This window comes from Falsibacillus pallidus (assembly GCF_050990905.1).
Classification (GTDB): Bacteria; Bacillota; Bacilli; order Bacillales; family DSM-25281; genus Falsibacillus; species Falsibacillus pallidus_A.
The window spans coordinates 1,906,103-1,928,470 of sequence record NZ_CP158866.1 but is presented as its reverse complement, the minus strand read 5'-3'; the positions used below and the strand labels follow the sequence as shown (position 1 = coordinate 1,928,470).

Here is a 22,368-nt window from a genome sequence, read left to right as displayed (position 1 = left end):
TGGTTACTCGCTGTTCCCCAATGCAGCTCCCAGGCGGTAAATGATTTTCCCTAAGTTTAGGAGTTCTCAGCACCCTCCCTCTCTGTCAAACCGTTGAAAATCACTCATGTCCCGTTCTTTGCTTTTCCTTTTTATTCGATGAAAATAAAAACACACCCATCCCTATCCATAAATAGGGACGAGTGTGTGAGATACCCGTGGTTCCACCCAAATTCCGCTGATTCATCAGAATGCATGCGGCACTTTGTCGCTTTAACGCAGCGTCTGCGGCATTGGTTGCACATTGTTCCCCAATGCGGCTCCCAGGTGGTAAGTCATTCCCCTGCAATCGAAGGTTTTCAGCTGCCCCTCCGTCTCTTTAAATGAGGTTGGAATCACTCATGTCCTGATCTAAGCATTTCGCTTCTAATGATTACTATAGAATATACACTACCTTCATAAAAGTTGCAATAGTCAGATAAATTTTTTTTTACAAACTATTTTTTGTACCATCGCCAGCCCTTTTTAGAAAACTAGTAATATCGCATAAGCATGTCCCCTTCATTTTCATATCTTATGAATGTAAGAAGATATCTTCTATTTCCTTTAGAAAGGAGGTAGAATTCATGATTAACTTAGTTTCCGTTCTTTTGGCAATCGGATTGGGTGTCGTTTATATCTTAGCCTTGCTTTTAGGCACAGATGCACAACGCAAAGCAATCAGAGATGCCATCAAAGCAGTTTTAGGTATGTAAGAAGAGTTTTAGGATCCTGATATCTTCTGCCCCATGAGGCGGTTCTTCCGCTTAATGGGGTCATACATTCAATATTTTGGAAGGGAGGAACAAAGGATGTCTGATGATAAATCTTTGGATTTGGAATCTTTAATGAACGCAGCAGCTCAACTGATGAAAAACGATCAACTTCTTGAAAATGCCGTAAAATTAATGGCTGATGACAGTGTATTGAATTCAATCAAGGATATCTCTTCCTTGAAAGATGCAGTGGGTCAAGTGCGTGAAGCGGACTCCAACAATGCAATCCTGAAAGAGCTGAAAGAAATGAAATCACTGCTGGAAGAAATCAAGCGCAAAATCTAAGTTTCCTACCCTACCACAACCTATGTGAGCAGTATGGCAAATGGCCGGCTATACTGCTCTTTATATTGGATTGCAGCTATTTGGTTTACATAATAATATTATCGTTTCTTCCCTTCGGAAGGAATTCCCGAGTTGCTTCTCGAATATATCTTTTGAGACTCAGGAGGAGATTACATGATGAAAACAAATTTGATATTGGTAGAAGGTCTTCCCGGCTTTGGAAAATCCACGACAGCAAAGTTTGTCAAGGATTTGCTGGAGAAACAGAATGAAAAAGTAGAATTATTCCTTGAGGGGGATTTGGATCATCCTGCTGATTATGACGGCGTTGCTTATTTGACAGAGGATGCATTTGACGCCCTGATGAAAGAATTCCCTGAATATAGAGAGGCTGCTGCAGCATATACCACCGAAAGCAAGGATCATCATATGCTGATTTCTTATGTGAAAATGAAAAATGACATAATAGCACCAGATGCATTCTGGGAGAAATTGAGTTCCAGGGATATATATGAGCTTCCCCTAGATGTACATATGAAACTGATTACGGAACGCTGGGAAAAATTCGCCGAGGAATCAGCAGCGAATGACCTAATTTATATATTTGAGTGCTGTTTCATTCAAAACCCGGTGACGATGAGTTTGGTGAAATATAATGAATCTGACGATACGGCGATAGAGTATGTACATCGATTGGCCGATGCTGTAGAAAGTCTGAATCCCCTTCTACTTTATGTTACTCAAAATGAGTTGGAAAACGCTTTTCTTAAAGCGGTGGAGGATCGCCCTAAAGATTGGATCGATTTCTTCATGGACTACTATTGCGGGCAGGGGTATGGAAAAGCGAATGGATATGAAGGCCTCGAAGGTACCATCGAAGTATTAAGAACACGTCATGCGCTGGAAATGAAAATCTTCCACTCTCTCAAAATGGAAAAATTCCTATTGGACAATTCAGCATTTGACCGGGAAAATCACCTGTCCCGACTGGAAAATTTGCTTTTGGAAACCAAAATTTAAATAGAAAAAAAGGACTCTTTTTTGAAGTGAGAATCTCAATCCCCCTTAAAAAAGCATCCTGACAGCGGATAAAACGATTCGAACTTATAAGCGGGTCGTTTTTCCTTTTGTGGTACCTCTAAATAAAACGATATTTGCGTGAGAATTGCATAATTACTAATAGAATCGTTAAACCAACAAGAAGAACCCACATCATGTTTGAAGGAATGATGAATAGTAACACACCAAATAAAATGGCTGTTAAAGAAGTGATAGCAGTCGACTGCTCTGCCGTAAGTTTTACTTGAAGATGACTATATAAAGTCATTGGCAATGCCAAAGTAAATAACGGGATATAAATAGCTAAAATAGAGGCTTGAATAAAGGATATTGCAACCACTGCTATTAAGAATCCGATTGACGTTGTAAGATTTCTTCCTTTAAATTGTTTACCTGAAAAGGCGCCTAATACCAGGAGAAAAATAATTATTAAGCTTGAGCACATTCCTGTTTTGAAAACAAATGAATTACCTGTGAAGTAAGCTAATAGTGAAAAGCAACTGAAAGAGACAAATGGAAAAAATAAGATTGAGTTATTTTGCCCTTTTTCGATATTCATCACATTTGTCAAACCTATAAGAAGCAGCAAGGTAAATGGAATCGTCAAATAACCTATGTCAATGAGATTGCCCAGAAGAATGTAACGAACTTCAAGTTTGCCGATCATTATCATGATGAGTGCGGCAGAAATTTGACCAATAATCCCTAAAATGCTTAATGATTTTGAAATCTGAGCTGCTTTTCCTGTTAGTATAATTACTAAAATCCCAAAGAATAATGCTGCATATAACACATTCTCGCCTCCCACTTGAACATGGCAAATACTCATTGTTAATTTTAACATAAAATTCCATATTAAACATTTACCTTCTAAAGGAAAATTCGACAAAATCCCCCAAAAACCGGGTGGTGCCTGTCACCTGTAGTGTTAGTTGTCGTAGATTTCTTTTTTCCAAAGTTTCGGGTTTTTGGCATATTCGCTTAGGTCCCTGCCGAATGTTTTTTCGAGTTCAATCCTTGTGTATTCAAATGTTTGGACGGGATCGGTTTCAACGATCATCTTCACTTGATCTGCATTATCAATTAAGCACAGGTAAGCGGCTGCATTGGTCAGCATTTTATCCTTTAATCCAGATTGGGTGAACTCATCGAATTGTTTAGCGTTTTTCGATGCATACGTAATCGTCAATCCATATGGAGAAGTTTTCGTCTGTAGTGAGATTTCCTTCACCAGCAGTCCGCCAGGCAATGAATGAGCAATCTGGATGACCATGCTGTTATTCCCCACATAAGGGGTCTCTAGTTTAGAGAGCTCATACAGATTCATGGTTTCTCCCGCATAAGAAAAGTGCTTTGCCGTTCCCGTTTCAGGTCCTGCTCCATTATGATGCACGGGTTTTAGTGCCGACATGCCGATAAGCACAATGATGAACAGGGCTGCCAATCCTGCTGCTGCCTGAATCACAATAGGTGTAAACTTCCTTGTTTTCCTCGCGCTTGATTCAGTATTCAAAATTTGATTCAACATTTGCCCTTTTTCTTTGTCCGAAAAGTTTGGTTTAGGAAGTTTCTTCAGACGGGATTCCAATTGTGCCTCCGTTTCTCTATGCATCATAATCACCTCCCAGTTTTCTTGCCAGCGCTTCTTTTGCCCGATAATAAGTCGATCGGACTTTTTGTGGACTCCATTCCAGAATGGCGGCTGTTTCGCCAACGGAAAATTCCTTGATTCCCCGTAGTATCAACACGTTGCGGTAGCTCCCCTTCAATTGATGGATAGCTTCATAAAGCTCCCTGCTGCTTTCATTCATTTCTGCCATCCGTTCAGGCGAGGCTCCAGCGTTTTCAGGCTTAAAATGTTCATTTTGAAAAATAGCTGCCAATCCAAACCTGGCTCTTCTTTCCCGCCTGATTTTGTCAGTGGCTGCATTTAAAGCAATCCGGAACAGCCATGTCTTAGGTGTGGAGTTTCCATTGAATGATTTAATGCCATTTAGTGCTTTAATAAAGACTTCCTGCACGAGATCCTCCGCATCCGATTTGCCCAATCGATAATAAAAATAGTGGTAAAGATCATCGCTGTATTCATAAAACCACTGTGTAATCCGTTCCTTTTCAGTCATATGTCTTCCCCCAATTACCTTCTCAACAACATTAGACGACACTCATCCTATTTTATCGCAGTGAAAATAAAAAAGTTTAAATTCGACAAAATACAACAAAAACCGGGTGGTGCCTGTCACCTAGGCACCACCCGGCTGCTTTATTTTATGGTTTTGATAATGCTTTGTATTGTTTCGTCATTGATTTTGCTGGTGATGAAGTGCAGATCATATGCTGCTTTCTGATCAGGTTTTATAAAGAATACATGTGTTTCTGTCTGCTTTTCTCCATTCAGTGCATCAGTCGTCAATTTAACAATAACGGTCTTCACTGGGGCTCCTTTAACTTCCTCCATCGAGAGCACCTCATGGTGATTCGGCAGTAAGCTTTGAACATCGTCAGAGTAGCCTAGTCCATCAATGCCCCCGATTCGCTCGCCATTTACCTGGAATCCAGCTGAATCAAGTCCTTTTTGGACCCTCCACTCTTTTGGAACTTGAAGTGAAATGTGGTCAAGCTTTAAAGTGGTCAAAGAATCTTCAGAAGACGGTTGATTTTTTTCTTTTCCATTAGCATCCGCATCCTTTTGCCCTTCCTCTGCTTTTCCTTGATAGGAGCTGTTTGCCTCTCCAGCAGATTCGCCCTTAGTGTGCTCCTGCACAGCTGTCTTTTTCTCAACAGGTGCTGAATCCTGGCTCGAACATGCAGCAAGAGTTAGTGCCATGAGCATCACGGATATTTTCAGTAACCATTTCATCCTTTTTCCTTCTCTCTATTTGATCTTCAATGTCAATTCAATCAGACGGAAGTGGCTTCCTTCTTCTGTGTTTTCATTTCTTGTCAAAATGATATGTTTCCCGTCCTTGGCCCAAGCTGGCATTCCGTCATCAAACTTCCCGCTCACCTTATAATTGATGGGGATGGTGGATGGATTCTGATTTTTCACCAGCTTTTTGATTTCATCCAGCTGACTTTTAGATACTTCATTTTTAGTCAATCGGGTGATTTTGCCATTAGTGGTATCGATGGCCATCACTTCCCGATATGTTGCCTGTATGATTGCAGTTGGTGCATCTTTTAGCTTCAGATTTCCTTCACGATTTTGCACATAGGCGATGAACCGTCCATCAGGCGACCATGAAGGTTCACTTCCCTCAGTCAATTTTTCTGCGTTCGATCCATCCGAATCGGCTAGCCATATGGACGTTTTCCCATTACCTGATGTCCTCGTAAATGCTATCTTATCTCCCAATGGTGACCACACAGGGCTGCTTCCTTCCGTTATTTTTACAAGACCGGAACCATCATCCTTGATTTTCCAAATTTCATTTCCTACAACTTTCGCTCCATGCGGCTCCACTATTTTTTCGCCAAGTTTTGAAAAAAGAAGTTTCTTGCCGTCCGGCGACCAGGCTGGATGTTCATGGAATTCTTCGTTTGTGGCTGGATCCGTCACCTTGTGAAGACCCGTACCATCTGCATTCATAATCCAGATGCCTTCTTTTCCATTTTTATAGCCCGCAAAAGCCAACCTTTTTCCATCTGGAGACCAGGCTGGGTCGTGCATGTATTGAAAGTCATTTAGAGGAATAGCCGTTTTTTCTCCATTTTTCGTCTGTAATTTCCATATTTGTTCGTCTTTCGAATAAGTGACCTCTTCACTTCCCACCCCCGGTCTATAGGATGGAGCAACTGCCGCGCTTTCTCCCAGATCCCCGATCGTTTTCGTTTCGACCACCGATATGTCGGAAGCACCTGCTGGCGGAGTAGCACCGAATGCATTCCATAATAGCGATACAGCTACAATCGCTGCAGCACCGAGCGGCAGCCACTTTCCTGCCGTTTTCCAGCTGAAATTATTTTTCTTAGTTTTTTGCGCAGCCTCTTCCTCACGAATGCGCTTTGCTACGCGGTCCATAAACGCCTCTGAAGGCTCGTGCTGCTCCAACTCCATTGAATGTATCATTTCTGCCGTTTCGAACATTTTTTCTAAATCTTTGTCTGCGATTTTTCCCATCGAATGGACGTCCTGGCGCTCATGATTCAGCCAATCGATGTAGTCAGACAACATTTCTTCTTTATTGAGTGCCATTTATTGATCCCTCCCTGCCGGCATTTGATGCAGTTTATTTTTCATTTTTTCTATGGCCCTGAATTGAATGACCTTTACTGTCGACTCATTTTTCCCAAGCAGAGCAGCCGTTTCTTTAACGGAAAGCCCTTGAATGAGCCTGCAGGTGACAACTTTTAATTGATCTTCATTCAAAATCGAAAGGGCTCGGTTGATTTCATCTTTTTCTTCAATCAATTTCTCCACATTTTCATTGCCAGCATGATTTCCTACTTCCTCACTTAGAGGAAAAGTCTGCGCGGCTCCTTTCGTCCGCCATTTATCGATGATTAAATTCTTTGCAATGGTCTTTAGCAAAGCGACCACATTGACGCTGCCTTCCTGATAACGCTCACCTGATCGGATAGCCTTGACGAAAACTTCCTGCGTCAGATCCTCGGCTTCTTCTTTATTTCTCACACGTGTATAGACATAGGCGAAAATCTCTCGTCCATGCTCCCGCCAAATCAATTCCCAATTCACAGTAATGTTCCCCTTTAAACGTTTAATGGTGTTGACCAGTCTATTATGAAAAACGAATGAATATCAAAAAAGTTACATACCAAAAAACTTTGGCACAAAAAAACGCCGGGACACCGGCATGTGAACATACGAAAATATATTACCAGAAAAACGTTTCTTTATTTACAAAAAATAGAAGATTCAGATAAGATATCTTCATAAGGGAGGATTGATTTATGAGACAAAAATTTGAGTCTGCATTTTTCACACTTGAAACATTGGCTGAAGGTGTGTATGCCGCTATTGCCAATAAAGGTGCCGGTGCTATGAGCAATGCTGGCTTCATCGACATGGGAGACTACACGCTGGTGTTTGACACATTTACAACTCCAGCTGCTGCGCGGGAGTTAAAAAAAGCTGCGGATGAGCTCATTGGAAACCCCGTTAAGAAAGTCATCAACAGCCATTATCATGGCGATCACACTTTTGGCAATCAAGTATTTGAGGATGCTGATATCATAGCGACAGAATTGACGAAGCAGCTGCACGCAGAGCGAAATGCGGTTCAGGATTTGGAAAAAGAGAGAATCGAAATGAGAGAATACTTGGATGGATTGATGGTAAGGGCAGCAAAAACTCCTGATAGCATCTTAAAATACAGCATCATCCAGCAATACGAAGAGATTTCGCATGTTGCCAATTCATTAAGTGAACTCAAGCTGGTTCTTCCCAATGTCCTTTTTGAAAATAGCTTAGAAATTATAGGTTCAAAACGAAGAGTAGAATTATACTGCCACGGAGGAGGGCACACCCCTAGTGATGCTTATTTATTTCTGCCCGATGAAAAAATTGCTTTCATGGGCGATCTTGTCCTTGAAGATCTCCATCCTCCAATCCATTCTACAAAGGCGTTTCTAGAAAACTTAGATAAAGTTAAGCAGCATGACATAGAAGTCATCGTACCCGGCCATGGAAATGTGGTGTCAAAAAACCAGATTGCCGTGATGCAGACTTACTTGAACAAAGTCATAACAAGGGCCACAGACGCATTGAATAAAAATATTCCATTGGAAGAATTAGTAGAAGAAATGACTCCTGAGGAATATGCGCATTGGACAGGTGTAGATGGATTCAAAAGGAGCTTGACTGCGGTTTATAAAGAGCTGGAAGAATCTAATATAAATTATAAGTAGTTTAATATGAGTAATGAATTTTACATTAACTATTAAATGCGCAAAGAAATAATGAGTAAACAATTGGGGACCGCAAAAAAAATGAGTTGTCCCCGTATCAACAAAGACATAGATAATAATTGATATTTGAATAAAGTAGGTGTTGTTTTTTTATGTATGGGCTAATCGCATTATTTGATAATATAACTGAACAGTTTATAAAGAATATATGGTCTGGTTTAAAAGAAAATTTTATATCATCTTATGCATATGAAGTTGAAGACAGGAGGCCACATATAACAATAGCAAGCTACAATCATTTAGATGTAGACAAATTCATTTCACAAATCAATGCAAAATATAAAAGTCAACCTGCTATTGATATAAAGTTAAGCACTTTAGGTTCTTTTCTTAATTCTGGGACATTATTTTTGGCACCAACCATTACAAGAGATTTAAATGAATTTCACTCTAAACATCACACGCACTTTCAAGTGTTTAATGACAATCCAAATTCGATTTACTTACCTAATCACTGGATTCCACATTGCACGTTAGCCAATAGGTTATCTCCCCAAAAATTAACTGAAGCATTTAGCTTTTGTTCAAAATTATGCAGTGAACGACATGGAAAGATAACAGAAATTGCTTTAATTGATGTTTCGGTTAAAAGTAAAGCACCAATCATTTATTCAATTAAATTAACCTAATCTTAGAAAAAAGCTTTTATCAAATCACTTTAAGGAGCCTGACCAGCCAATCCTCCACAAGGCTCTGCACCAATTCACGTTTATCAATCTGCAGCATGTGGCCCGCATCCTCCAGCAGAGCATAAGTGGCATTTGGAAATTTGTCGATTAGCTGCAATTGATTTTTCCAGCCGGCAACTGCATCTTTTTCACCGAGAAGGAACAAAGCCGGCTGTGTCCACAACGCTTGTGTAGAAAAGGGCTCCTCTCGTAAAAAATATCCCTCTTTTCGCCAATCAGAGAGCAAAAACTCCCGATTTGCTAATTCGCGGCCAGGCTGGATTTCATCAAGAAAATGAGTCAAGTTCTTCTTGGTGAGCCTGATCATCAACGTTTCCATCGCTGCTTTAATATCTTCATCCACTCCCTCAGACCACTCATCCTCACGTTCAAGGAAGACTTTCTCAGGAGCTGGAAATTTTCTTTTATGGACAGCAGGTGCGAGCAGACAGATACCTTTCGCACGATCCGGCAGAGAATGCATGATTCCCTGCGCCAAGTAGCCTCCATATGAGGATCCGACAAGGGCAAATGATTTTTGATCAAACGTTTGATTAACAAAATCCAGCAAATTTTGCACACTATCGTCGGTAGAGCGGAATGTGTCGGTAATTGTACTTTTCCCATGAGCAGGCAAATCGATATATACTCTTTGGAATCCACTCAGCTGTTCAAATATCGGTTCCATCCATGCTTTCATCGACCGATGATCCGTCCCCATGGCATGCAAAATCAAAAGAGGGAAGCCTTCCCCTGCTATTTCATAATAAATGGATCCTTTTTGTACATGGCAATTCATGTTAAGCGCCTCACAATATCAATATATATTTATTAATTTCGATGAAAAACTATTTTTTCCTTCCAATAAAAAAACCACAGCATCAAATACTGTGGATGTGGCTTGCAGAAGTGGCACCTTCAACCTGCACTTTCATCAGTCGTTTTCTTTAATCTCATCCGCTGATTCAACAATTTTACCCCTGTTCCCCCAATGGCGGCAGAAACGCCGTTAATGAGAACAGCAGCCAATGCGGTATTTACGGCTTCAATGGAAAATGAGTAGATAAACCCGAACATCATACTTAAAAATACCATCAAAAGCACACTCAGCTTAGGATAAAAATACACGGATGCACCTGTCAAAAGAAATACAAAAGATCCGATTACCATAAAATGATTGCCTGTATCCACTACCGTTTCCACATCCACACCACCTTTTTAAAAATCCGGTCCATTAAGCTCTTCATTTAATTAGACGCAGTGAAAGTGAAAATAGTTTCGAAAAATCTTATTTTATTTCAAAATATTCTCTTTAACAGTGGACTCCAACGCCTCATTCCTGACTTCAATGAAATACTCTTTAAACACATGTGCTTTCCCGCCTTGGGAATTATACCAATTCTCAATTCTTTTCAAATGTGCTTCATCGCTCCTGACGTTCTTTTCAATCGATTCATAAGATTCATAGCTGTCATATTCCCAAATTGCAAAGACTTCTGTCGTGCCATCTTTCCGGTCCATCATCCAGCGCCCTACTAATTTGGAGCCATATTTCAGTTGATTCGGAAGGTTGATCTCGTGAAATAGTTCATTGAATTTCTCAACAAACTCACTTTTGACTATATAAAATTTTCTTCTATAAAACATTACAAATCCTCTTTTCTATTTTTTAAATTTTTACACAATTTTGTGGTATAATATGGGTAATACAAAAGAAATTGGGGGTGCAGCATGAACTATTTATTATGGGCAGTCCTTGGATATGTTCTTATCAATCTCATTTTCCTACCTGTTCAATACCTTTATGTCCGCGGGATGGAAGACGAGCAAAAGAGATTGAACAAGAAACAAGGGAAAATGTACGACGACATGGAAGCCGGTGAACTTGTCCTTCACTACGGTGCACAAAGCAATATGCTACTGCTTCCAGCGAATATCCTGGCCGGCTTTATCTATAAAATTCGCCATCCAAAAAACTAATCTACGAAAAGCAGCCTTATTTGAAAGGGCTGTTTTTTTATTTCAATAAAACTGTTCCCATTTCCTGCAAAAACTAAAAAAGACCGAATCTTCTTCTGGATTCGGTCTTCCTCTTACTCATTAAACTTCTGGTGTTGGCGTCGGTTTTGCATATCCTGTCTTGTATTGCTGATCGATCATCGCACGGATTTGTTTCACACTCATCCCCTGCTGCTTCGCTTGAATCGCTTTCTCCGCAATGTCTAGGCAGACGCCGCATTTTGTTCCATGATCATCCCAAACCACTGATCCGTCCTTTCGGTTTTCATGGATGTAGCAATCGTAGTTGTTCATGTGGCCCACGGATTCCCCACACCCGCAATAGCAAGGGATCTTTTCGAGCAGCTCCCTGTTCTGGGCAACCGCCAAATAGATATCCTGCATTTTCTTTGGCTTGTTTTTCATGAAGCTCGGCAAAATGGTTGCTGAACTAGTCGCTTCCCGGATATCCCCCTGCCCCATGGCCGCCATGGCATCATGATCACCGTGCCCAGTGGCTTGTTCCCCTTTCGCATGATTTTGTGAAGGATTTTTCGCTTCATGATTTGCACAAGCTCCCAATAAGGTGAGCGGAAAAATCAATGTAAGAAAAAGTACTTTTCGCATGTAAAAATTCGCTCCTTGTTCATTTTGTAGTATTTTAGCATGAATCTTCTGATAAGACCCAACACCATTATGGACAAGTTTTAACACTTTCATGACTAAAAAGAAGAAAAAGGGATTTTTTCATTGTGATAAGCTTATCAAGGGAATGTTTTGTTTTTTGCAAAAAAATAATAAGAAAATTTTATAAATGTTGAGCAAAAGCTCTCTTTGTTCTATCTAATAGTAGGAGGGAGGAAAAAAAGTGAAATTAACTGCCATTTTAAATACAAATATTCACAAAAAGAAAGGATTGGTTGCTCTAGCCAAAAGTGGCGACAACGAAGCTTTTTCTACTTTAATACATGAAAATAAAAGAAATCTTTATCGCATAGCAAAAGCCATGCTTTATCAAGAGTTGGATATAGAGGATGCCATACAATACACGATTCTCAGTGCTTTTCAAAATATCAAAAAACTCAAGAAAGACGAATATTTTCGTACATGGCTCATTCGAATACTCATTAATCATTGCAACAATATCTTACGGATTAGAAAAAGAACCGTCTCTCTCGATCAATTGAGTATTCCGATGTCTTCGTATGAAGATACATATAAAGATATGGATTTACAAGAGGCTGTCTTCTCATTAAAAGAAGAACTTCGAATCGTCATTATTCTTTTCTATTATGAAGATTTGCCGTCAAAAGAAATTGCTAAGCTTTTAAAAGTCCCCGAAGGAACAGTGAGATCGAGATTATCGATTGCAAGAAAACTTCTTCAAAAACAACTAAATTTGGAGAATGACAATCTGGATGCGGAGGATATTTTAAATGAATCATAGTATTGACAAAAAAATCAAAGAGGAACTATCTAAAATTCCTATTAACCTGCCTAGTGACTTAGATAGTAAAATTCATAAAACATTATCCAGTCTCCCGAATAAAAGGAAACGGAGGATTTCAGGATATCTATTACCCACTGCAGTCAGTGTATGTCTTTCCTTCCTATTAATTTTTTTTGTGCCTACATTCGCTAGCATTTCTCCGATTTTGACGTCATTAGAGAAGTTTGTTCATATCGGAGGCAACTACGAGAAAATATCAGATAAGACATTCAATACCTCTTCTGTAATGGGAGAAAAGTTAACCATTACGAATACAATCTTTGATGGATTCCAGTTAATGGTCTCCTACGAATTAGTGAGTAACAAGCCATTGGACGAAAAACCCGACATGAATACAGACAAGAGCACTCTAAGTGGGAAAGGGGTAAAAGGGAAACCAGAGGAACAAAGAGAATATGGGGAATTCACGGATAAACTTCATAAGAAATATAAAGGTGTTATCTTATTTACTATAAAATCAGGCAATTTCACTTCCGATATCAATAGTAATGGCCAGATTGATTTAGAAGAAAAAATGTTAAATGATCAACAAATCAATGTGAATCGTATTCCTGATAAATTCTCACTGAATCTTGACCTCAGAAACATTCATGAAGAAGCAAACAATTCGGCATGGTCATTGACCATTCCCATCACAAGTGAAAAAGCAAAGGGAAATGTTAAAGAAATCAACATAAATAAGAACATCTCTTCTATTCCGGGTACCAAAGTGGAGAAAATCATAATGACACCTATTAGACTTTATATCCAAAGTATTGTACACGAGGACTCCGCATTTTTGGATTATCTTGTCGTCGATGAAAAAGGAAAGACACTTACATGGCTTGGCGGTCAATCAGCCGGACATTATGAAGGAAAACAGCGCGTACTAAGTTATTATGCAAACGATGATATTGAACTAAAGAGTTTGACGCTAATTCCATTCAAACTAAATAAATCAATCAATGAAAACCAGTCACATTCACAGAGCGTCAAATTAAATTCAAATGGAAAAACAGTCATTCCATTAGATAGTACACGAAACATCATTATTACGAAGGCAATAGAAAAAGGCGGCAAGACGTATCTTTATTACGAATCGCCTAATCCTATAAATCATTACCTTCCTTTTGTGCTTATTGATAAAGATCAAAAAGTACTGATTCGAGACCTTGAGGAAAGTATTGCCGCGTCCAAAGAAAATCAATCTGTTTTAGTATTCAACCAACCTCTTCTCAACAAAGATATAAAAGTACAAAATGTTAATACGATCTATTATGAGAAGGCATTTAAGGTGACTATTTCCAAAAAATAAGAGTACAACGGAAAGTATCAATATTAAAAAGAGGAAGTACCAAAGATTTTCACTTTGGTACTTCCTCTTTCTTACTTTCACACCGAAAACTACTTCCTCTTAATAAAAGAATGTAAGAGTTCGATAATAATGATGATTAAAATGACAAACCAAAATACACAATAGATCAATCCCAAAACAAGGTTCCAAACCAATTTTTTTGAACGCATCTTGTGGGCGATCAATGGTCTGCGCTTGATTCTAGGAATTTGGAAGAATAGGATGACAAGAATCAAAATGAATAGGCCGAAGATCATTGTACCTGATCCCCCGCTTTCGTCATCTGCCGCACTTTCCGTTTTGGATGCTTCTTTTTTCTCATTAGTGGAAGGTGCTTTCTTTTCTGTTTTCTTCTCAGTCTTTTTCTCCTGGTTTACTACTGGAGTTGTATCTTTTTGGACTTCTTTTTTCTTCTCTTCATCAGATGATTTTGCTGCAGTTGTGCTTGCTTCTGCCGTTTTTGGCTTTAAGGATGCGTAAATGCCGCGGTAGTTCTTTTTTGCATCATCCATGGCTGCACGGATTCGATCTTCGTATTTATACGTTCCATAATCGTAGAAATCCTCTACTAATCCGGCTTTTGTGACAGCTTCCTGTTGGAGCTTCCCATTGACGAAAACCCATGCAAGCAGTCTGCCATATTTGTCATAGAGGCTGCCGCCATCTGTTTCAAGCGTGATTTTTCCTCTTTTCAAATAACTGCAGGTAAATTCGCTTGCTTCTTTTCCGAATGCCTCATGTTCAATCGTGCTTTCTGGCGTGTCGATGAAAAGAAAGCGAGTTTTATAGACTTTACCCTTAACATTAAAATTCGTTGTATCGCCGTCCGTACATTTCACGAGTGTCGCATCATATGTATGATTCATTTGAAGCGTTGGCGCAGCAGTGACTGCGGGCTTCGTTGCAGCAGCTTTTGGTGTGCTTGTCTTCGGTGGAGACGCAGGCGATGTACTTGCAGTATTGCCTGAAAGTGTGTGGCCTTCCAAATCAATTTTTGACGCATTGAATCCTGCTGCACATTTGGAATTGCTGTTATTTTGTCTGATCAATGAGACCAGTTGATCCATGGTTTTGGCGGTCTTTGCCAAAGGAGTCGGGTCATGAAGCAAATACGTACAGTCGGCATTGCGGAAATGTCCACCAAGTTCATCGCGTGCTCCACGATGGGCCTCTGCCGTAGTGGCTAAAATCGTTAATAAGATTAAAAGACTAGTAAATAATACAAATAAGTGGCGTTTCAAGTTGATCCTCCTCTAAAATTCACATACTTGTAAATTTTAGCATACAGGAAAGATTTCAAACATTGGTAAATTACGGATAAATCATGCCTGTGAAAACATAGGATGCTTGATCATTTTCGGGAGTCTATCCATCAAGCGGCTTCTGATAAATAGCTGCTCGCTTCCTTTAAAATCATGAACCTGCCAAGGAATATCGCTATCTTCTGGTGTAAAATGCAAAATGATTTCAGTGACATCAGGTGTGGCAATGAGTTCGAAAATCCGTTCATAGGACACAGGAACATTGCTCACAAGATCAAACAAATGGAGTTCCTCCCCATGAATCTGATAAACGGCCAACACATTTTCTTCTTCTATAAAATACATGTCGCTGTCAAAACCATTCAGATAATAAAACATAAATAATTCAGCCGTTCCTAACGTACCAAATTGAGCGGAAGTAGGCGATCTTTCAGATACGAATTGATAAACAAACGATTCATCCCGCAATGACAGATTGGTCGCCACCCCGTTTTTCCCCTTTCCGTTGAAAGGAATGCGAAATTGGGATTCTGCCACTGCATGGAATCCAAACTTAGGGTAAAATTCCAACACACTGTTATTGGCGAATAAATACATCCAATCTACTTTGGAATCATACTCTTCCAATACTTTTTCCATCAGCTTTCTGGACAGCCCTTGCCCCCGATAATCCGGATGAGTCATGACGGTGCCGATTTGAATCGCCTTAAAAGATTCGCCATTGACTACCCATTCCAAGTGGTTGACCGATACATTGGCAACAATCTTACCCTCCACTTGATAAGAAAACGGTTCATATTTCGAAGTCCAATATCCTTTTTCAAACCAGCTTTCAAACTGAATGCCAAATGTCATTTCGGCCAGTTGGTTAAATGATTGACGCAAGGCAGCATCTTCACGATAGCCCCTTGCAAATTGTAATTTTTCCATGATTTAAAACTCCTAATTATTCGCTAGCGGAATTTCCAAAAACTTGCGGTATTTATTGGTTTCATATTCTTCGTAAATTTGCACATGTTGAACGTCGAATGTTGGAAATGGGGATAGTACGTCCAATGTTTTCTGCTCCATTTTTTGCAGCTCCTCAAATGACATTCCCCAATACGTCTGCCCCAGGGTTAAATGAGGCGAGTAATTCTCTCGTTCGAAATAGCGCTTGATCAAATCTTCAGGAGGAGAAATGGCTTCAACCAGCCTTAAATGAAAATGTGTTAATGGGGATGATTCCACCCTCAAAAACAGGACATCCTTGGCATAGTAAGCTGGCTCACCTAATTCTACCTTGAAAGGAGACGTTTTCTGACAAATTCCCTTAATAACTGGCACCCAGGAAAGGTCTGATGACAACCCGCTTTGTGCCTTGACTGTTACATGTGGCTCAACAACTTCGGGCAGCCTGCTGCTTTTCCAGAGCTTTTGTAATTGAACGATTTTTTTCGCGTAGTCCCTTGGCGGCTGTATCCCAATAAAATATTGCATACAAATCATCTCCTTTCATTCGATTTTAATAAGTTATCCTAAATGAAAAATCGTCATAATACTTACGGTTGCAAAAAATAAAGTCCCAAACGAAAACAGAATCAATCTTTTTATTTTAACCGCATCAATTGCCCCTTTTAGAAAAACAGCATTATTAAACGTGCTAAGCAAAAGAATCCACAACGGGAGTGATTGTGAGTGATTTCCAAAAACAATTATGAAATAAAGTGATCCCGCATAAAGGGTCAAGACTACAACGGCAATCCATATGAGTTTCCTTTTTGTGAGCTTCCTTTTTTCTACTGCAAAGTTTCCCAAATGTATCACCCCTATCTTTTCTTTCTCCTTTTATCTATCCTTTTCCTGTTTTATCCATATAAAAAGAATATTTTCCAATAAAGGGTAAAACCTAATAAGTACAAATTGACAAGGATGGCGAGAAAAATGTTCGTACAGTTATTAATGTGGTCATTATTAATTCTGCCTTGGTTTTTACTTTTATTCTTTCATTCAAATAAATTAAAGCGTTTCTTTCCAGCGGGTATTTTCAGCTCTTTGATTTTGACATTTATATTCCAGATTGCTGATAAGTTTGACTGGTGGATTGTCCAGAAAAACATTCCACTTCTTGCGAATATAACTACTAACGCCTATGGACTGTTCCTTGTAGGAACCATTATTATTATCTATTTTACATATGGAAATTTTTTTAAATATATGATTGTTAATTTAGTGGTAGATGTATTTCTCTCTTTTATAGCGGGTAAATGGTTCGAACATTTAGGCATCTACAGGTTGGAGAACATCAATCACTTCGGGGTTCTTCTTTTAACGTTGGGAATTGCAGTGATCATTTATTTATACCAAATCTGGCAGGATAAAATTATGAAAGAAATTTAACGCGAACACTAGTTCTATTTATAATGAAATTTTGTCAACTATGGTGTATAATAGAAATACTACAGCTAAATAAAGCAGGATGAGCGGCGGCTCAACTCCCTATATGAAAGGGGGTGGTCGCTTAATGATATCGACTTCAGATACTTTGCAGATCATGATTTTGTTTGCATCCCTCGTCGTTTCAATCATTGCGGTTACGCAAAAAAAGAAGTAACCGGCTCCCTGTAGGCTCTCCGACAAGCGTAAGGGGCTGATTACTTCCTTTTCGATTTGACTCTGGTGAGCCGCTGCACTTCATGCAGTTTATGCTGTAGCGGGACCCTGAGGCCAATCAGGGTTCCTTTTTAGTATCAATTGTTACTCCTATTATATACCTATTTACCCATATTCGTAAAGTAAAGCCCTAAAATAGGCAGGGAAAAAGTAAAAATCTCCTGCAATTGTTTACATAATATTATTATAATCTTCCTATCTTCTTTCCCTCATATTTTTCTGCATTAAGCACATACTACATTCTAGCAAAAGGAAAGGAGGGCTAAGCGATGACAAACAAAAATGACAATCGTGAGCGTCAAAACAAGTACCCAAATAACAAAAATACAGATGCCGAGTTCTCAAAAGAAACAAATATCCGCAGCGAAATCACAAGAAAAGATCTAAAAGAGAAGAAATAATACGAAAAATGTCCTTAGCTAAAAAGCTGAGGATATTTTTTTGTCAAAATAGAGGAAATAATTAATCGAATATTGAAATAATATAGGGAGACTTTGTTGAAAGGGTGGTTATGTATCATGGATCGCGTTTGTTGTGTTGCTTACCTCCTCTACCAATCGGACAATGATGATGTGAAGCACATGGCCGTAAACTTAGTCACTGGAGAAATTTCTTTGAACATTGCCAAGAAAATGGATCCATTCAAAGATGTGATCCAGCTCGCAGAAAAGAAGCTGAAAGAGTCCCCACCGCCACAGGAAAAGGTTTGTCAATTCGTAGAGAACTTTTTATTTACAGTGGTTTCGTAATAATAAAGAAGCAGTGTCTTCCATTTCGGAGACACTGCTTTTTCATTTTTTTCATGGGACAATAACGGTACCCTTTTGGGCTAGCCATTCATCCACTGCCAATTTGGAAAAATAGATCTGATTCCCGATTTGGATATACGGCAGTTCACTTGTCACGCCTGTTGGATTTGGAATGGGTCCTAATTGCAGTGCCTCTTCGGAATTGATGCCTAAGTATACGGCTAAATCATCTGCTGTCATAAGCAGTGTTGGTTTTTGTACACCACGGTCGATAGTGGATCTGATTGAAGCCGCGGCATCCTGTTTAATAAAATGGTCCTCTTTCCATTCTTTTGCCAACATCCAGCAGCCAGCGTAAATTGAGATAGCCAGCACTAGAATTGAAATTGGTGTTAAATAATGCTTCATCAATTACTCCTTTCTTTATCCAGAATTAACTACTTTGTATTTCCTTTATGCTTTTGCCGCTCAAAAATGCATGTCCTGTGATGATTTCCCCTACAGTCTTAAACCCGTACCGCTCATAGACCTTCTCGACGCGAGGGGTAATCGGCAAGATCCAAAGCTGTTCAATCCCTTTTGAGCTTGCTTCCTTTTGAAGAAAATGAATCAATTCCCCAATCAGGCCTTTTCCCCTGAATTCCGGTAAAGTGGCCACACTTTCAATCCTTGCCTGTTTCCCATCGACAAATAAACACGCAGTGCTGCATGCCGTGCCGTTCACCTTGAGCAAAAAATGGGTAAAAGCAGGATGTTCAAACTCTTCATAAAACGTATTCCTCCTGCTTTCTCCTCCAAGCTCATCAATTTGACATTCGATCTCAACTGCTTCCTCTGCATTCTCTTTTGTGACAAGTTCAATACTAATTTCCGTTCTGAGTTCATTTTCCCGAAACTCTCCATCCCAAATCTGGACAGCACCCGGCAGTTCTTCAAATCCAAAACCTTGACTTTTTAGTTCAGCCACTAAGATCTCCTGATGCTCCAATTGATTAATATAAAACCTAGGAACCAGATTTTTTGACTGATAAAATTGCTTCACCTCAGCAATGACTGCCAAGGGATCTGTACAAGGATCAATGATTTGTGCATGGTTGGCATCGTAATAATCAGGGCTATTTTCATTTACAAATAATGCCCCCCAAGGTCTCGATTCTTTTCTCGTAAATGTCTGAAGATAGACATCATCCAATTGAAGGACATCCATCAAGTCAACGGCTTTATTCACTATCCATTCCCACTTTCATTTCTGCTTTCTCAATCAAAAATGGAGGCAATGATTCCTGGAACCCGATCTTTAAAGAAAGAATAATGATGCTCCCCATCTTGCACTATCTCATATGTAAAGTTCTGTACTTTCTCCTTCAAAATATCTGCAACGTCTTGATTTGATTCGATAAATCCATACCAGGTTTCCGAATTACCGCCTTCTTTTGTCCCCCAGTCCATATAAACATGCTCAATCGGAGAAAGGTCAGAACTTTTAATGAATTCTTCTATTTCCCGTTGATTTCGATAATATCCTGATGAAAAAGCAGCAATCCTCTTGAAAATTCGAGGGTATTTGCATGCTGCATACATTGTGATTAATCCACCAAGGGAAATTCCCGCCATGGCTGATTGAGTCGGTTCGGTCCGATATTTTTGATCAATCATAGGTTTCAATTCATCAATAATGAACGAAAGGTAGGCATCCCCTTCCCCGCCTAATTCACTGGGTTCTCCAAGAAGCTTGATTGTATTATCCCCGTTCACCCATGGACACATTTCATTTACCCTTCCATCAAAATCGGGATGGCGGTCTATCGCCACCACTATGATTTCAGCTTCATTGTCATCCAGGTATTTTTTCAAGTTCAGGGAAACGCCGCCAAAAGCACCTTCATCTTCAAAAACGTTCTGACCATCATGCATATAAACGACAGGATACTTTTTCCGAATTGATTCATATCCTTTAGGCAAATAAACCCGGATGATGCGCTCCCTGTTTCCCAATGCTTTCATATATACTCTAAAAACCTCAAGCATTCCGATCCCCTCTATCTTACTAAAATTCAATCGACAATAATTTCAGCTCTTCCGTATCATTCGGGAGCGTCACATATGTCTCAAATCGAAGTCCGATTTTCTCCAGGAGCTTCGTGGAACTCTCATTGTCCTTTGTCGTAATGGCAACGATCCGCTTCAGCCGCTTCACATTTTTCCCATAATCAAGTACAGCCTCTGCGGCTTCAAATCCATAGCCTTGTCCGCGGAATTGCTCCAGGAATGCAAAACCGATATCGATGTCTTCAAGTCCATTTCGCTTAATAAGGCCACAAATGCCAAGAAGTGCTCCATCCTTTTTCCTCTCCACCACATACAAGCCGATGCCATGCTCGTGATACATTTTAATCGGCCCATTTAAAAGGAATTTTCGTGCTTCTTCTTCCGTTTTGACACCACGGTCTCCAATAAATTGTATGTATCCCGGATCATTGAGGAGCTCCAGCATAAATCCAGCATCCTCTTCCGTTAACCATCTTAATCGCAATCTTTCTGTATCTACTACTTTCATTCTGAATAACTCCTAATCTATTAAAAATATTTATCGTGCAGCGGATAATTGGAAATAAATTCATCCAATCAACTCCCTCTTATTATAATACCTTTCACCTCTAAAATGGCGGAATAATTTCTGAAAAACCTTGAATAAGAATGATAATTATTATCAATACTAGTCTTAGGAAAGACAGCCACCGACTATGGCTGCCTAATAAAAACCTTGTTCATTACATACCTGGTTCAAACGTTTTGCAATCCGTTTCTTCACTGTTATGAGCCTGTTCCCCACGGTGGCTGACAACATAAATCTGTTCAGCTCCACACTTTCTTCCATCACGGTTGAACTTGCAATTGCTCACTTCACATAATACATCTTGTGCCATAAGATTCACCTCCATCCCATTCCTTTAGGTTTCTCCTTTTGACTTGTCTTCATTCATATTCATGTCCCCGCCTCCATATAATTCATGTAGAAACAAATCATGCGGGGGAGGAATCAGATTGGAACAACGAAGACTGCATCACATTCAAAACCTTGCCTATGACATCATGGAAAAAATGAACACAGAGAAGAAAGACCAAGATATGGAGCATATGCAAAAAATCATCGACTACCTATCAAGGGCCATCGGAAGCTTGACCGATCCGACCGGGAAATTTTCAATTGACTACGTAGAAGAAAAGGTTGCATCTGCCCATTATCTTCTTTTTCAGAATGAGAAAAAACTGTTCAGAAAAACATTCAATAAGCAATCTGTTTAATCAAAAAGGGTTTCCGCCATGGAAACCCTTTTTGTTTGGAAAAATCACATCTTCACTGCTTTTATGATCATTGTTGTAGGATATTGTCTTGCTTTATATAAAGAGTAATACCGATCAGAAACTTCTCCTTCGGTCCCATCAAATCTCTCCCCTACATCGCTTTCAATCACCTGTTCAATCGTAAATCCAGCTTTGATCAATTCATTGATATAGGTGCTTAATTTACGTTTATGAAGGACCATCGGGGCATCTTCTCCCTTGAATCGTTCGATGGTGTACGGACCTTCTTGCTGATAGGAACTGCCCAGATAGATCCGTCCATTTTCCATTTGCATGTGAGGATAAAGCGGATGATCCCAGCTGAAAATAAAGGAGCCGCCATTTTTCAAATAAGAATGAACCAAGCGTAACGTCCCTGGAAGATCGGTCGTCCAGCCGATGGCAAAAATGGAATAAACGATATCAAAATGTTCTTTAGGAAGTCCGATATCATCTTCCATCGGCGCACAGAATAGGTTGGCATTAAGGCCATTTAACGTTGACTCAGCTGTCAACCGCTGTTCTTCCGACAAATCAACACCCCATAATTCACATGCACCTTGCTCAGCCATGTAACGCAAGGAATGTCCGCTTCCATATCCGATTTCCAGAACGCTTTTGTTCTTTATCTGATCAAAAAGATGTAACTCATCTTCAGATTGTGCAAAAGGACCGTAGCTTGGCAGCGCGTCTACCCCATTGAAATGATGCGACACTGTATTCCAGCTCTTTTTATTTTCTGTCAAAATTTCATTCATATGAATCGCTTCCCCCTTTCCATTCCA

Annotated in this window: 32 protein-coding genes and 2 other annotated features (1 of these 34 running past the window's edge); of the genes, 13 read left to right on the top strand and 19 right to left on the bottom strand. The window is 39.7% G+C overall.

The window, feature by feature from the left end:
• Window positions 1-128: a binding site (T-box leader), on the bottom strand; it reaches 103 nt to the left of the window's first position.
• 43 nt (window positions 129-171) lie between these two features.
• Window positions 172-402: a binding site (T-box leader), on the bottom strand.
• 203 nt (window positions 403-605) lie between these two features.
• From ABTV07_RS10290 to ABTV07_RS10280, 3 genes are all read left to right on the top strand, one after another.
• Window positions 606-734 (top strand): hypothetical protein, encoded by a 129-nt coding sequence (locus ABTV07_RS10290; RefSeq protein ID WP_433750853.1) that lies wholly within the window; start codon window positions 606-608, stop codon window positions 732-734.
• Window positions 735-830: 96 nt separating this feature from the next.
• Window positions 831-1,079 carry a hypothetical protein gene (locus tag ABTV07_RS10285; protein WP_433750851.1) on the top strand — a complete coding sequence of 83 codons (249 nt, stop codon included), beginning with the start codon at window positions 831-833 and terminating at the stop codon, window positions 1,077-1,079.
• 174 nt (window positions 1,080-1,253) lie between these two features.
• The gene (locus ABTV07_RS10280; protein WP_433750848.1) at window positions 1,254-2,099 is read left to right on the top strand and encodes a hypothetical protein; all 846 of its coding nucleotides are present in this window, start codon (window positions 1,254-1,256) and stop codon (window positions 2,097-2,099) included.
• 118 nt (window positions 2,100-2,217) lie between these two features.
• On the opposite strand, the gene ABTV07_RS10275 is transcribed toward ABTV07_RS10280, so the two are convergent.
• From ABTV07_RS10275 to ABTV07_RS10250, 6 genes are all read right to left on the bottom strand, one after another.
• The gene (locus ABTV07_RS10275; protein ID WP_433750845.1) at window positions 2,218-2,931 is read right to left on the bottom strand and encodes a UDP-N-acetylmuramyl pentapeptide phosphotransferase; all 714 of its coding nucleotides are present in this window, start codon (window positions 2,929-2,931) and stop codon (window positions 2,218-2,220) included.
• A 135-nt stretch (window positions 2,932-3,066) separates the two neighbouring features.
• On the bottom strand, window positions 3,067-3,750 hold the full coding sequence (locus ABTV07_RS10270) for a DUF4825 domain-containing protein (RefSeq protein WP_433750842.1): 684 nt from the start codon (window positions 3,748-3,750) through the stop codon (window positions 3,067-3,069).
• Entirely contained in the window at window positions 3,743-4,261 is a 519-nt protein-coding gene (locus tag ABTV07_RS10265; protein ID WP_433750841.1) for an RNA polymerase sigma factor, read from the bottom strand. Before ABTV07_RS10265 ends, ABTV07_RS10270 begins: the two co-directional genes overlap by 8 nt.
• A gap of 140 nt (window positions 4,262-4,401) precedes the next feature.
• Window positions 4,402-4,998, bottom strand: coding sequence for a hypothetical protein (locus ABTV07_RS10260; protein WP_433750838.1), 597 nt, complete (start codon window positions 4,996-4,998; stop codon window positions 4,402-4,404).
• A gap of 15 nt (window positions 4,999-5,013) precedes the next feature.
• Window positions 5,014-6,333: a hypothetical protein gene (locus ABTV07_RS10255; RefSeq protein ID WP_433750836.1), complete on the bottom strand. Its 1,320-nt coding sequence runs from the start codon at window positions 6,331-6,333 to the stop codon at window positions 5,014-5,016.
• On the bottom strand, window positions 6,334-6,834 hold the full coding sequence (locus ABTV07_RS10250; protein WP_433750834.1) for an RNA polymerase sigma factor: 501 nt from the start codon (window positions 6,832-6,834) through the stop codon (window positions 6,334-6,336).
• 215 nt (window positions 6,835-7,049) lie between these two features.
• On the opposite strand from ABTV07_RS10250, the gene ABTV07_RS10245 reads away from it, so the two are divergent.
• Window positions 7,050-8,006, top strand: coding sequence for an MBL fold metallo-hydrolase (locus ABTV07_RS10245; RefSeq protein WP_433750831.1), 957 nt, complete (start codon window positions 7,050-7,052; stop codon window positions 8,004-8,006).
• Window positions 8,007-8,158: 152 nt separating this feature from the next.
• Complete coding sequence (locus ABTV07_RS10240) at window positions 8,159-8,695, top strand: 2'-5' RNA ligase family protein (protein WP_433750828.1); 537 nt, start codon at window positions 8,159-8,161, stop codon at window positions 8,693-8,695.
• A gap of 19 nt (window positions 8,696-8,714) precedes the next feature.
• Here the strand turns inward: ABTV07_RS10240 and ABTV07_RS10235 are convergent, their stop codons facing one another.
• The 3 genes from ABTV07_RS10235 to ABTV07_RS10225 form a co-directional block, all read right to left on the bottom strand.
• The gene (locus tag ABTV07_RS10235; RefSeq protein WP_433750825.1) at window positions 8,715-9,533 is read right to left on the bottom strand and encodes an alpha/beta fold hydrolase; all 819 of its coding nucleotides are present in this window, start codon (window positions 9,531-9,533) and stop codon (window positions 8,715-8,717) included.
• Between the two features lie 119 nt (window positions 9,534-9,652).
• On the bottom strand, window positions 9,653-9,937 hold the full coding sequence (locus ABTV07_RS10230) for a hypothetical protein (protein WP_433750822.1): 285 nt from the start codon (window positions 9,935-9,937) through the stop codon (window positions 9,653-9,655).
• 90 nt (window positions 9,938-10,027) lie between these two features.
• Window positions 10,028-10,381 carry an NIPSNAP family protein gene (locus ABTV07_RS10225; RefSeq protein ID WP_433750820.1) on the bottom strand — a complete coding sequence of 118 codons (354 nt, stop codon included), beginning with the start codon at window positions 10,379-10,381 and terminating at the stop codon, window positions 10,028-10,030.
• Between the two features lie 84 nt (window positions 10,382-10,465).
• On the opposite strand from ABTV07_RS10225, the gene ABTV07_RS10220 reads away from it, so the two are divergent.
• The gene (locus tag ABTV07_RS10220) at window positions 10,466-10,714 is read left to right on the top strand and encodes a DUF3949 domain-containing protein (protein WP_433750817.1); all 249 of its coding nucleotides are present in this window, start codon (window positions 10,466-10,468) and stop codon (window positions 10,712-10,714) included.
• A gap of 120 nt (window positions 10,715-10,834) precedes the next feature.
• Here the strand turns inward: ABTV07_RS10220 and ABTV07_RS10215 are convergent, their stop codons facing one another.
• Complete coding sequence (locus ABTV07_RS10215) at window positions 10,835-11,359, bottom strand: PCYCGC motif-containing (lipo)protein (protein WP_433750814.1); 525 nt, start codon at window positions 11,357-11,359, stop codon at window positions 10,835-10,837.
• 241 nt (window positions 11,360-11,600) lie between these two features.
• Here ABTV07_RS10215 and ABTV07_RS10210 point away from each other — a divergent pair, with 241 nt between their 5' ends.
• Together ABTV07_RS10210 and ABTV07_RS10205 are read left to right on the top strand one after the other, a co-directional pair.
• Window positions 11,601-12,179, top strand: coding sequence for an RNA polymerase sigma factor (locus ABTV07_RS10210; RefSeq protein WP_433750812.1), 579 nt, complete (start codon window positions 11,601-11,603; stop codon window positions 12,177-12,179).
• Entirely contained in the window at window positions 12,169-13,536 is a 1,368-nt protein-coding gene (locus tag ABTV07_RS10205) for a DUF4179 domain-containing protein (RefSeq protein ID WP_433750809.1), read from the top strand. The genes ABTV07_RS10210 and ABTV07_RS10205 overlap by 11 nt, the downstream gene beginning before the upstream one ends.
• A gap of 89 nt (window positions 13,537-13,625) precedes the next feature.
• Here the strand turns inward: ABTV07_RS10205 and ABTV07_RS10200 are convergent, their stop codons facing one another.
• The 3 genes from ABTV07_RS10200 to ABTV07_RS10190 all read right to left on the bottom strand — a co-directional run bounded on the left by ABTV07_RS10200 (window position 13,626) and on the right by ABTV07_RS10190 (window position 16,316).
• Window positions 13,626-14,816, bottom strand: coding sequence for a thermonuclease family protein (locus ABTV07_RS10200; protein ID WP_433750806.1), 1,191 nt, complete (start codon window positions 14,814-14,816; stop codon window positions 13,626-13,628).
• Window positions 14,817-14,897: 81 nt separating this feature from the next.
• Window positions 14,898-15,767, bottom strand: a complete 870-nt coding sequence (locus ABTV07_RS10195; RefSeq protein WP_433750803.1) for a GNAT family N-acetyltransferase — start codon at window positions 15,765-15,767, stop codon at window positions 14,898-14,900.
• Between the two features lie 12 nt (window positions 15,768-15,779).
• Window positions 15,780-16,316, bottom strand: coding sequence for a 2'-5' RNA ligase family protein (locus ABTV07_RS10190; RefSeq protein ID WP_433750800.1), 537 nt, complete (start codon window positions 16,314-16,316; stop codon window positions 15,780-15,782).
• A gap of 444 nt (window positions 16,317-16,760) precedes the next feature.
• On the opposite strand from ABTV07_RS10190, the gene ABTV07_RS10185 reads away from it, so the two are divergent.
• From ABTV07_RS10185 to ABTV07_RS10170, 4 genes are all read left to right on the top strand, one after another.
• Complete coding sequence (locus ABTV07_RS10185) at window positions 16,761-17,216, top strand: hypothetical protein (protein ID WP_433750798.1); 456 nt, start codon at window positions 16,761-16,763, stop codon at window positions 17,214-17,216.
• Between the two features lie 124 nt (window positions 17,217-17,340).
• Window positions 17,341-17,430, top strand: a complete 90-nt coding sequence (locus ABTV07_RS10180) for a putative holin-like toxin (protein ID WP_245948378.1) — start codon at window positions 17,341-17,343, stop codon at window positions 17,428-17,430.
• 328 nt (window positions 17,431-17,758) lie between these two features.
• Complete coding sequence (locus tag ABTV07_RS10175; RefSeq protein ID WP_433750795.1) at window positions 17,759-17,890, top strand: hypothetical protein; 132 nt, start codon at window positions 17,759-17,761, stop codon at window positions 17,888-17,890.
• A gap of 117 nt (window positions 17,891-18,007) precedes the next feature.
• A complete protein-coding gene (locus tag ABTV07_RS10170; protein WP_433750793.1) occupies window positions 18,008-18,238 on the top strand; it encodes a hypothetical protein in 231 nt (76 codons plus the stop codon).
• Window positions 18,239-18,289: 51 nt separating this feature from the next.
• Here the strand turns inward: ABTV07_RS10170 and ABTV07_RS10165 are convergent, their stop codons facing one another.
• The 5 genes from ABTV07_RS10165 to ABTV07_RS10145 form a co-directional block, all read right to left on the bottom strand.
• The gene (locus ABTV07_RS10165; protein WP_433750791.1) at window positions 18,290-18,646 is read right to left on the bottom strand and encodes a helix-turn-helix domain-containing protein; all 357 of its coding nucleotides are present in this window, start codon (window positions 18,644-18,646) and stop codon (window positions 18,290-18,292) included.
• Window positions 18,647-18,671: 25 nt separating this feature from the next.
• Window positions 18,672-19,445 carry a GNAT family N-acetyltransferase gene (locus ABTV07_RS10160; protein WP_433751191.1) on the bottom strand — a complete coding sequence of 258 codons (774 nt, stop codon included), beginning with the start codon at window positions 19,443-19,445 and terminating at the stop codon, window positions 18,672-18,674.
• A gap of 50 nt (window positions 19,446-19,495) precedes the next feature.
• The gene (locus ABTV07_RS10155) at window positions 19,496-20,266 is read right to left on the bottom strand and encodes an alpha/beta hydrolase (RefSeq protein ID WP_433750789.1); all 771 of its coding nucleotides are present in this window, start codon (window positions 20,264-20,266) and stop codon (window positions 19,496-19,498) included.
• 19 nt (window positions 20,267-20,285) lie between these two features.
• Window positions 20,286-20,795, bottom strand: a complete 510-nt coding sequence (locus ABTV07_RS10150) for a GNAT family N-acetyltransferase (protein ID WP_433750786.1) — start codon at window positions 20,793-20,795, stop codon at window positions 20,286-20,288.
• 214 nt (window positions 20,796-21,009) lie between these two features.
• Window positions 21,010-21,165 (bottom strand): DUF1540 domain-containing protein, encoded by a 156-nt coding sequence (locus ABTV07_RS10145; RefSeq protein ID WP_114744509.1) that lies wholly within the window; start codon window positions 21,163-21,165, stop codon window positions 21,010-21,012.
• A gap of 61 nt (window positions 21,166-21,226) precedes the next feature.
• On the opposite strand from ABTV07_RS10145, the gene ABTV07_RS10140 reads away from it, so the two are divergent.
• Window positions 21,227-21,544: a hypothetical protein gene (locus ABTV07_RS10140; RefSeq protein ID WP_433751189.1), complete on the top strand. Its 318-nt coding sequence runs from the start codon at window positions 21,227-21,229 to the stop codon at window positions 21,542-21,544.
• 44 nt (window positions 21,545-21,588) lie between these two features.
• Here the strand turns inward: ABTV07_RS10140 and ABTV07_RS10135 are convergent, their stop codons facing one another.
• On the bottom strand, window positions 21,589-22,347 hold the full coding sequence (locus ABTV07_RS10135; protein ID WP_433751186.1) for a class I SAM-dependent methyltransferase: 759 nt from the start codon (window positions 22,345-22,347) through the stop codon (window positions 21,589-21,591).
• Window positions 22,348-22,368 lie beyond the last annotated feature (21 nt).

Bases quoted from the DNA above. Each gene is read 5' to 3' on its own strand.
- ABTV07_RS10225 (WP_433750820.1), bottom strand. From the start codon at position 10,381: ATGTTTTATAGAAGAAAATTTTATATAGTCAAAAGTGAGTTTGTTGAG.
- ABTV07_RS10165 (WP_433750791.1), bottom strand. From the start codon at position 18,646: ATGAAGCATTATTTAACACCAATTTCAATTCTAGTGCTGGCTATCTCA.
- ABTV07_RS10160 (WP_433751191.1), bottom strand. From the start codon at position 19,445: ATGGATGTCCTTCAATTGGATGATGTCTATCTTCAGACATTTACGAGA.
- ABTV07_RS10265 (WP_433750841.1), bottom strand. From the start codon at position 4,261: ATGACTGAAAAGGAACGGATTACACAGTGGTTTTATGAATACAGCGAT.
- ABTV07_RS10245 (WP_433750831.1), top strand. From the start codon at position 7,050: ATGAGACAAAAATTTGAGTCTGCATTTTTCACACTTGAAACATTGGCT.
- ABTV07_RS10255 (WP_433750836.1), bottom strand. From the start codon at position 6,333: ATGGCACTCAATAAAGAAGAAATGTTGTCTGACTACATCGATTGGCTG.
- ABTV07_RS10180 (WP_245948378.1), top strand. From the start codon at position 17,341: ATGATATCGACTTCAGATACTTTGCAGATCATGATTTTGTTTGCATCC.
- ABTV07_RS10220 (WP_433750817.1), top strand. From the start codon at position 10,466: ATGAACTATTTATTATGGGCAGTCCTTGGATATGTTCTTATCAATCTC.
- ABTV07_RS10260 (WP_433750838.1), bottom strand. From the start codon at position 4,998: ATGAAATGGTTACTGAAAATATCCGTGATGCTCATGGCACTAACTCTT.
- ABTV07_RS10140 (WP_433751189.1), top strand. From the start codon at position 21,227: ATGTCCCCGCCTCCATATAATTCATGTAGAAACAAATCATGCGGGGGA.
- ABTV07_RS10145 (WP_114744509.1), bottom strand. From the start codon at position 21,165: ATGGCACAAGATGTATTATGTGAAGTGAGCAATTGCAAGTTCAACCGT.
- ABTV07_RS10190 (WP_433750800.1), bottom strand. From the start codon at position 16,316: ATGCAATATTTTATTGGGATACAGCCGCCAAGGGACTACGCGAAAAAA.
- ABTV07_RS10150 (WP_433750786.1), bottom strand. From the start codon at position 20,795: ATGAAAGTAGTAGATACAGAAAGATTGCGATTAAGATGGTTAACGGAA.
- ABTV07_RS10270 (WP_433750842.1), bottom strand. From the start codon at position 3,750: ATGCATAGAGAAACGGAGGCACAATTGGAATCCCGTCTGAAGAAACTT.
- ABTV07_RS10170 (WP_433750793.1), top strand. From the start codon at position 18,008: ATGGATCGCGTTTGTTGTGTTGCTTACCTCCTCTACCAATCGGACAAT.
- ABTV07_RS10215 (WP_433750814.1), bottom strand. From the start codon at position 11,359: ATGCGAAAAGTACTTTTTCTTACATTGATTTTTCCGCTCACCTTATTG.
- ABTV07_RS10195 (WP_433750803.1), bottom strand. From the start codon at position 15,767: ATGGAAAAATTACAATTTGCAAGGGGCTATCGTGAAGATGCTGCCTTG.
- ABTV07_RS10280 (WP_433750848.1), top strand. From the start codon at position 1,254: ATGATGAAAACAAATTTGATATTGGTAGAAGGTCTTCCCGGCTTTGGA.
- ABTV07_RS10285 (WP_433750851.1), top strand. From the start codon at position 831: ATGTCTGATGATAAATCTTTGGATTTGGAATCTTTAATGAACGCAGCA.
- ABTV07_RS10240 (WP_433750828.1), top strand. From the start codon at position 8,159: ATGTATGGGCTAATCGCATTATTTGATAATATAACTGAACAGTTTATA.
- ABTV07_RS10205 (WP_433750809.1), top strand. From the start codon at position 12,169: ATGAATCATAGTATTGACAAAAAAATCAAAGAGGAACTATCTAAAATT.
- ABTV07_RS10185 (WP_433750798.1), top strand. From the start codon at position 16,761: ATGTTCGTACAGTTATTAATGTGGTCATTATTAATTCTGCCTTGGTTT.
- ABTV07_RS10175 (WP_433750795.1), top strand. From the start codon at position 17,759: ATGACAAACAAAAATGACAATCGTGAGCGTCAAAACAAGTACCCAAAT.
- ABTV07_RS10290 (WP_433750853.1), top strand. From the start codon at position 606: ATGATTAACTTAGTTTCCGTTCTTTTGGCAATCGGATTGGGTGTCGTT.
- ABTV07_RS10155 (WP_433750789.1), bottom strand. From the start codon at position 20,266: ATGCTTGAGGTTTTTAGAGTATATATGAAAGCATTGGGAAACAGGGAG.
- ABTV07_RS10235 (WP_433750825.1), bottom strand. From the start codon at position 9,533: ATGAATTGCCATGTACAAAAAGGATCCATTTATTATGAAATAGCAGGG.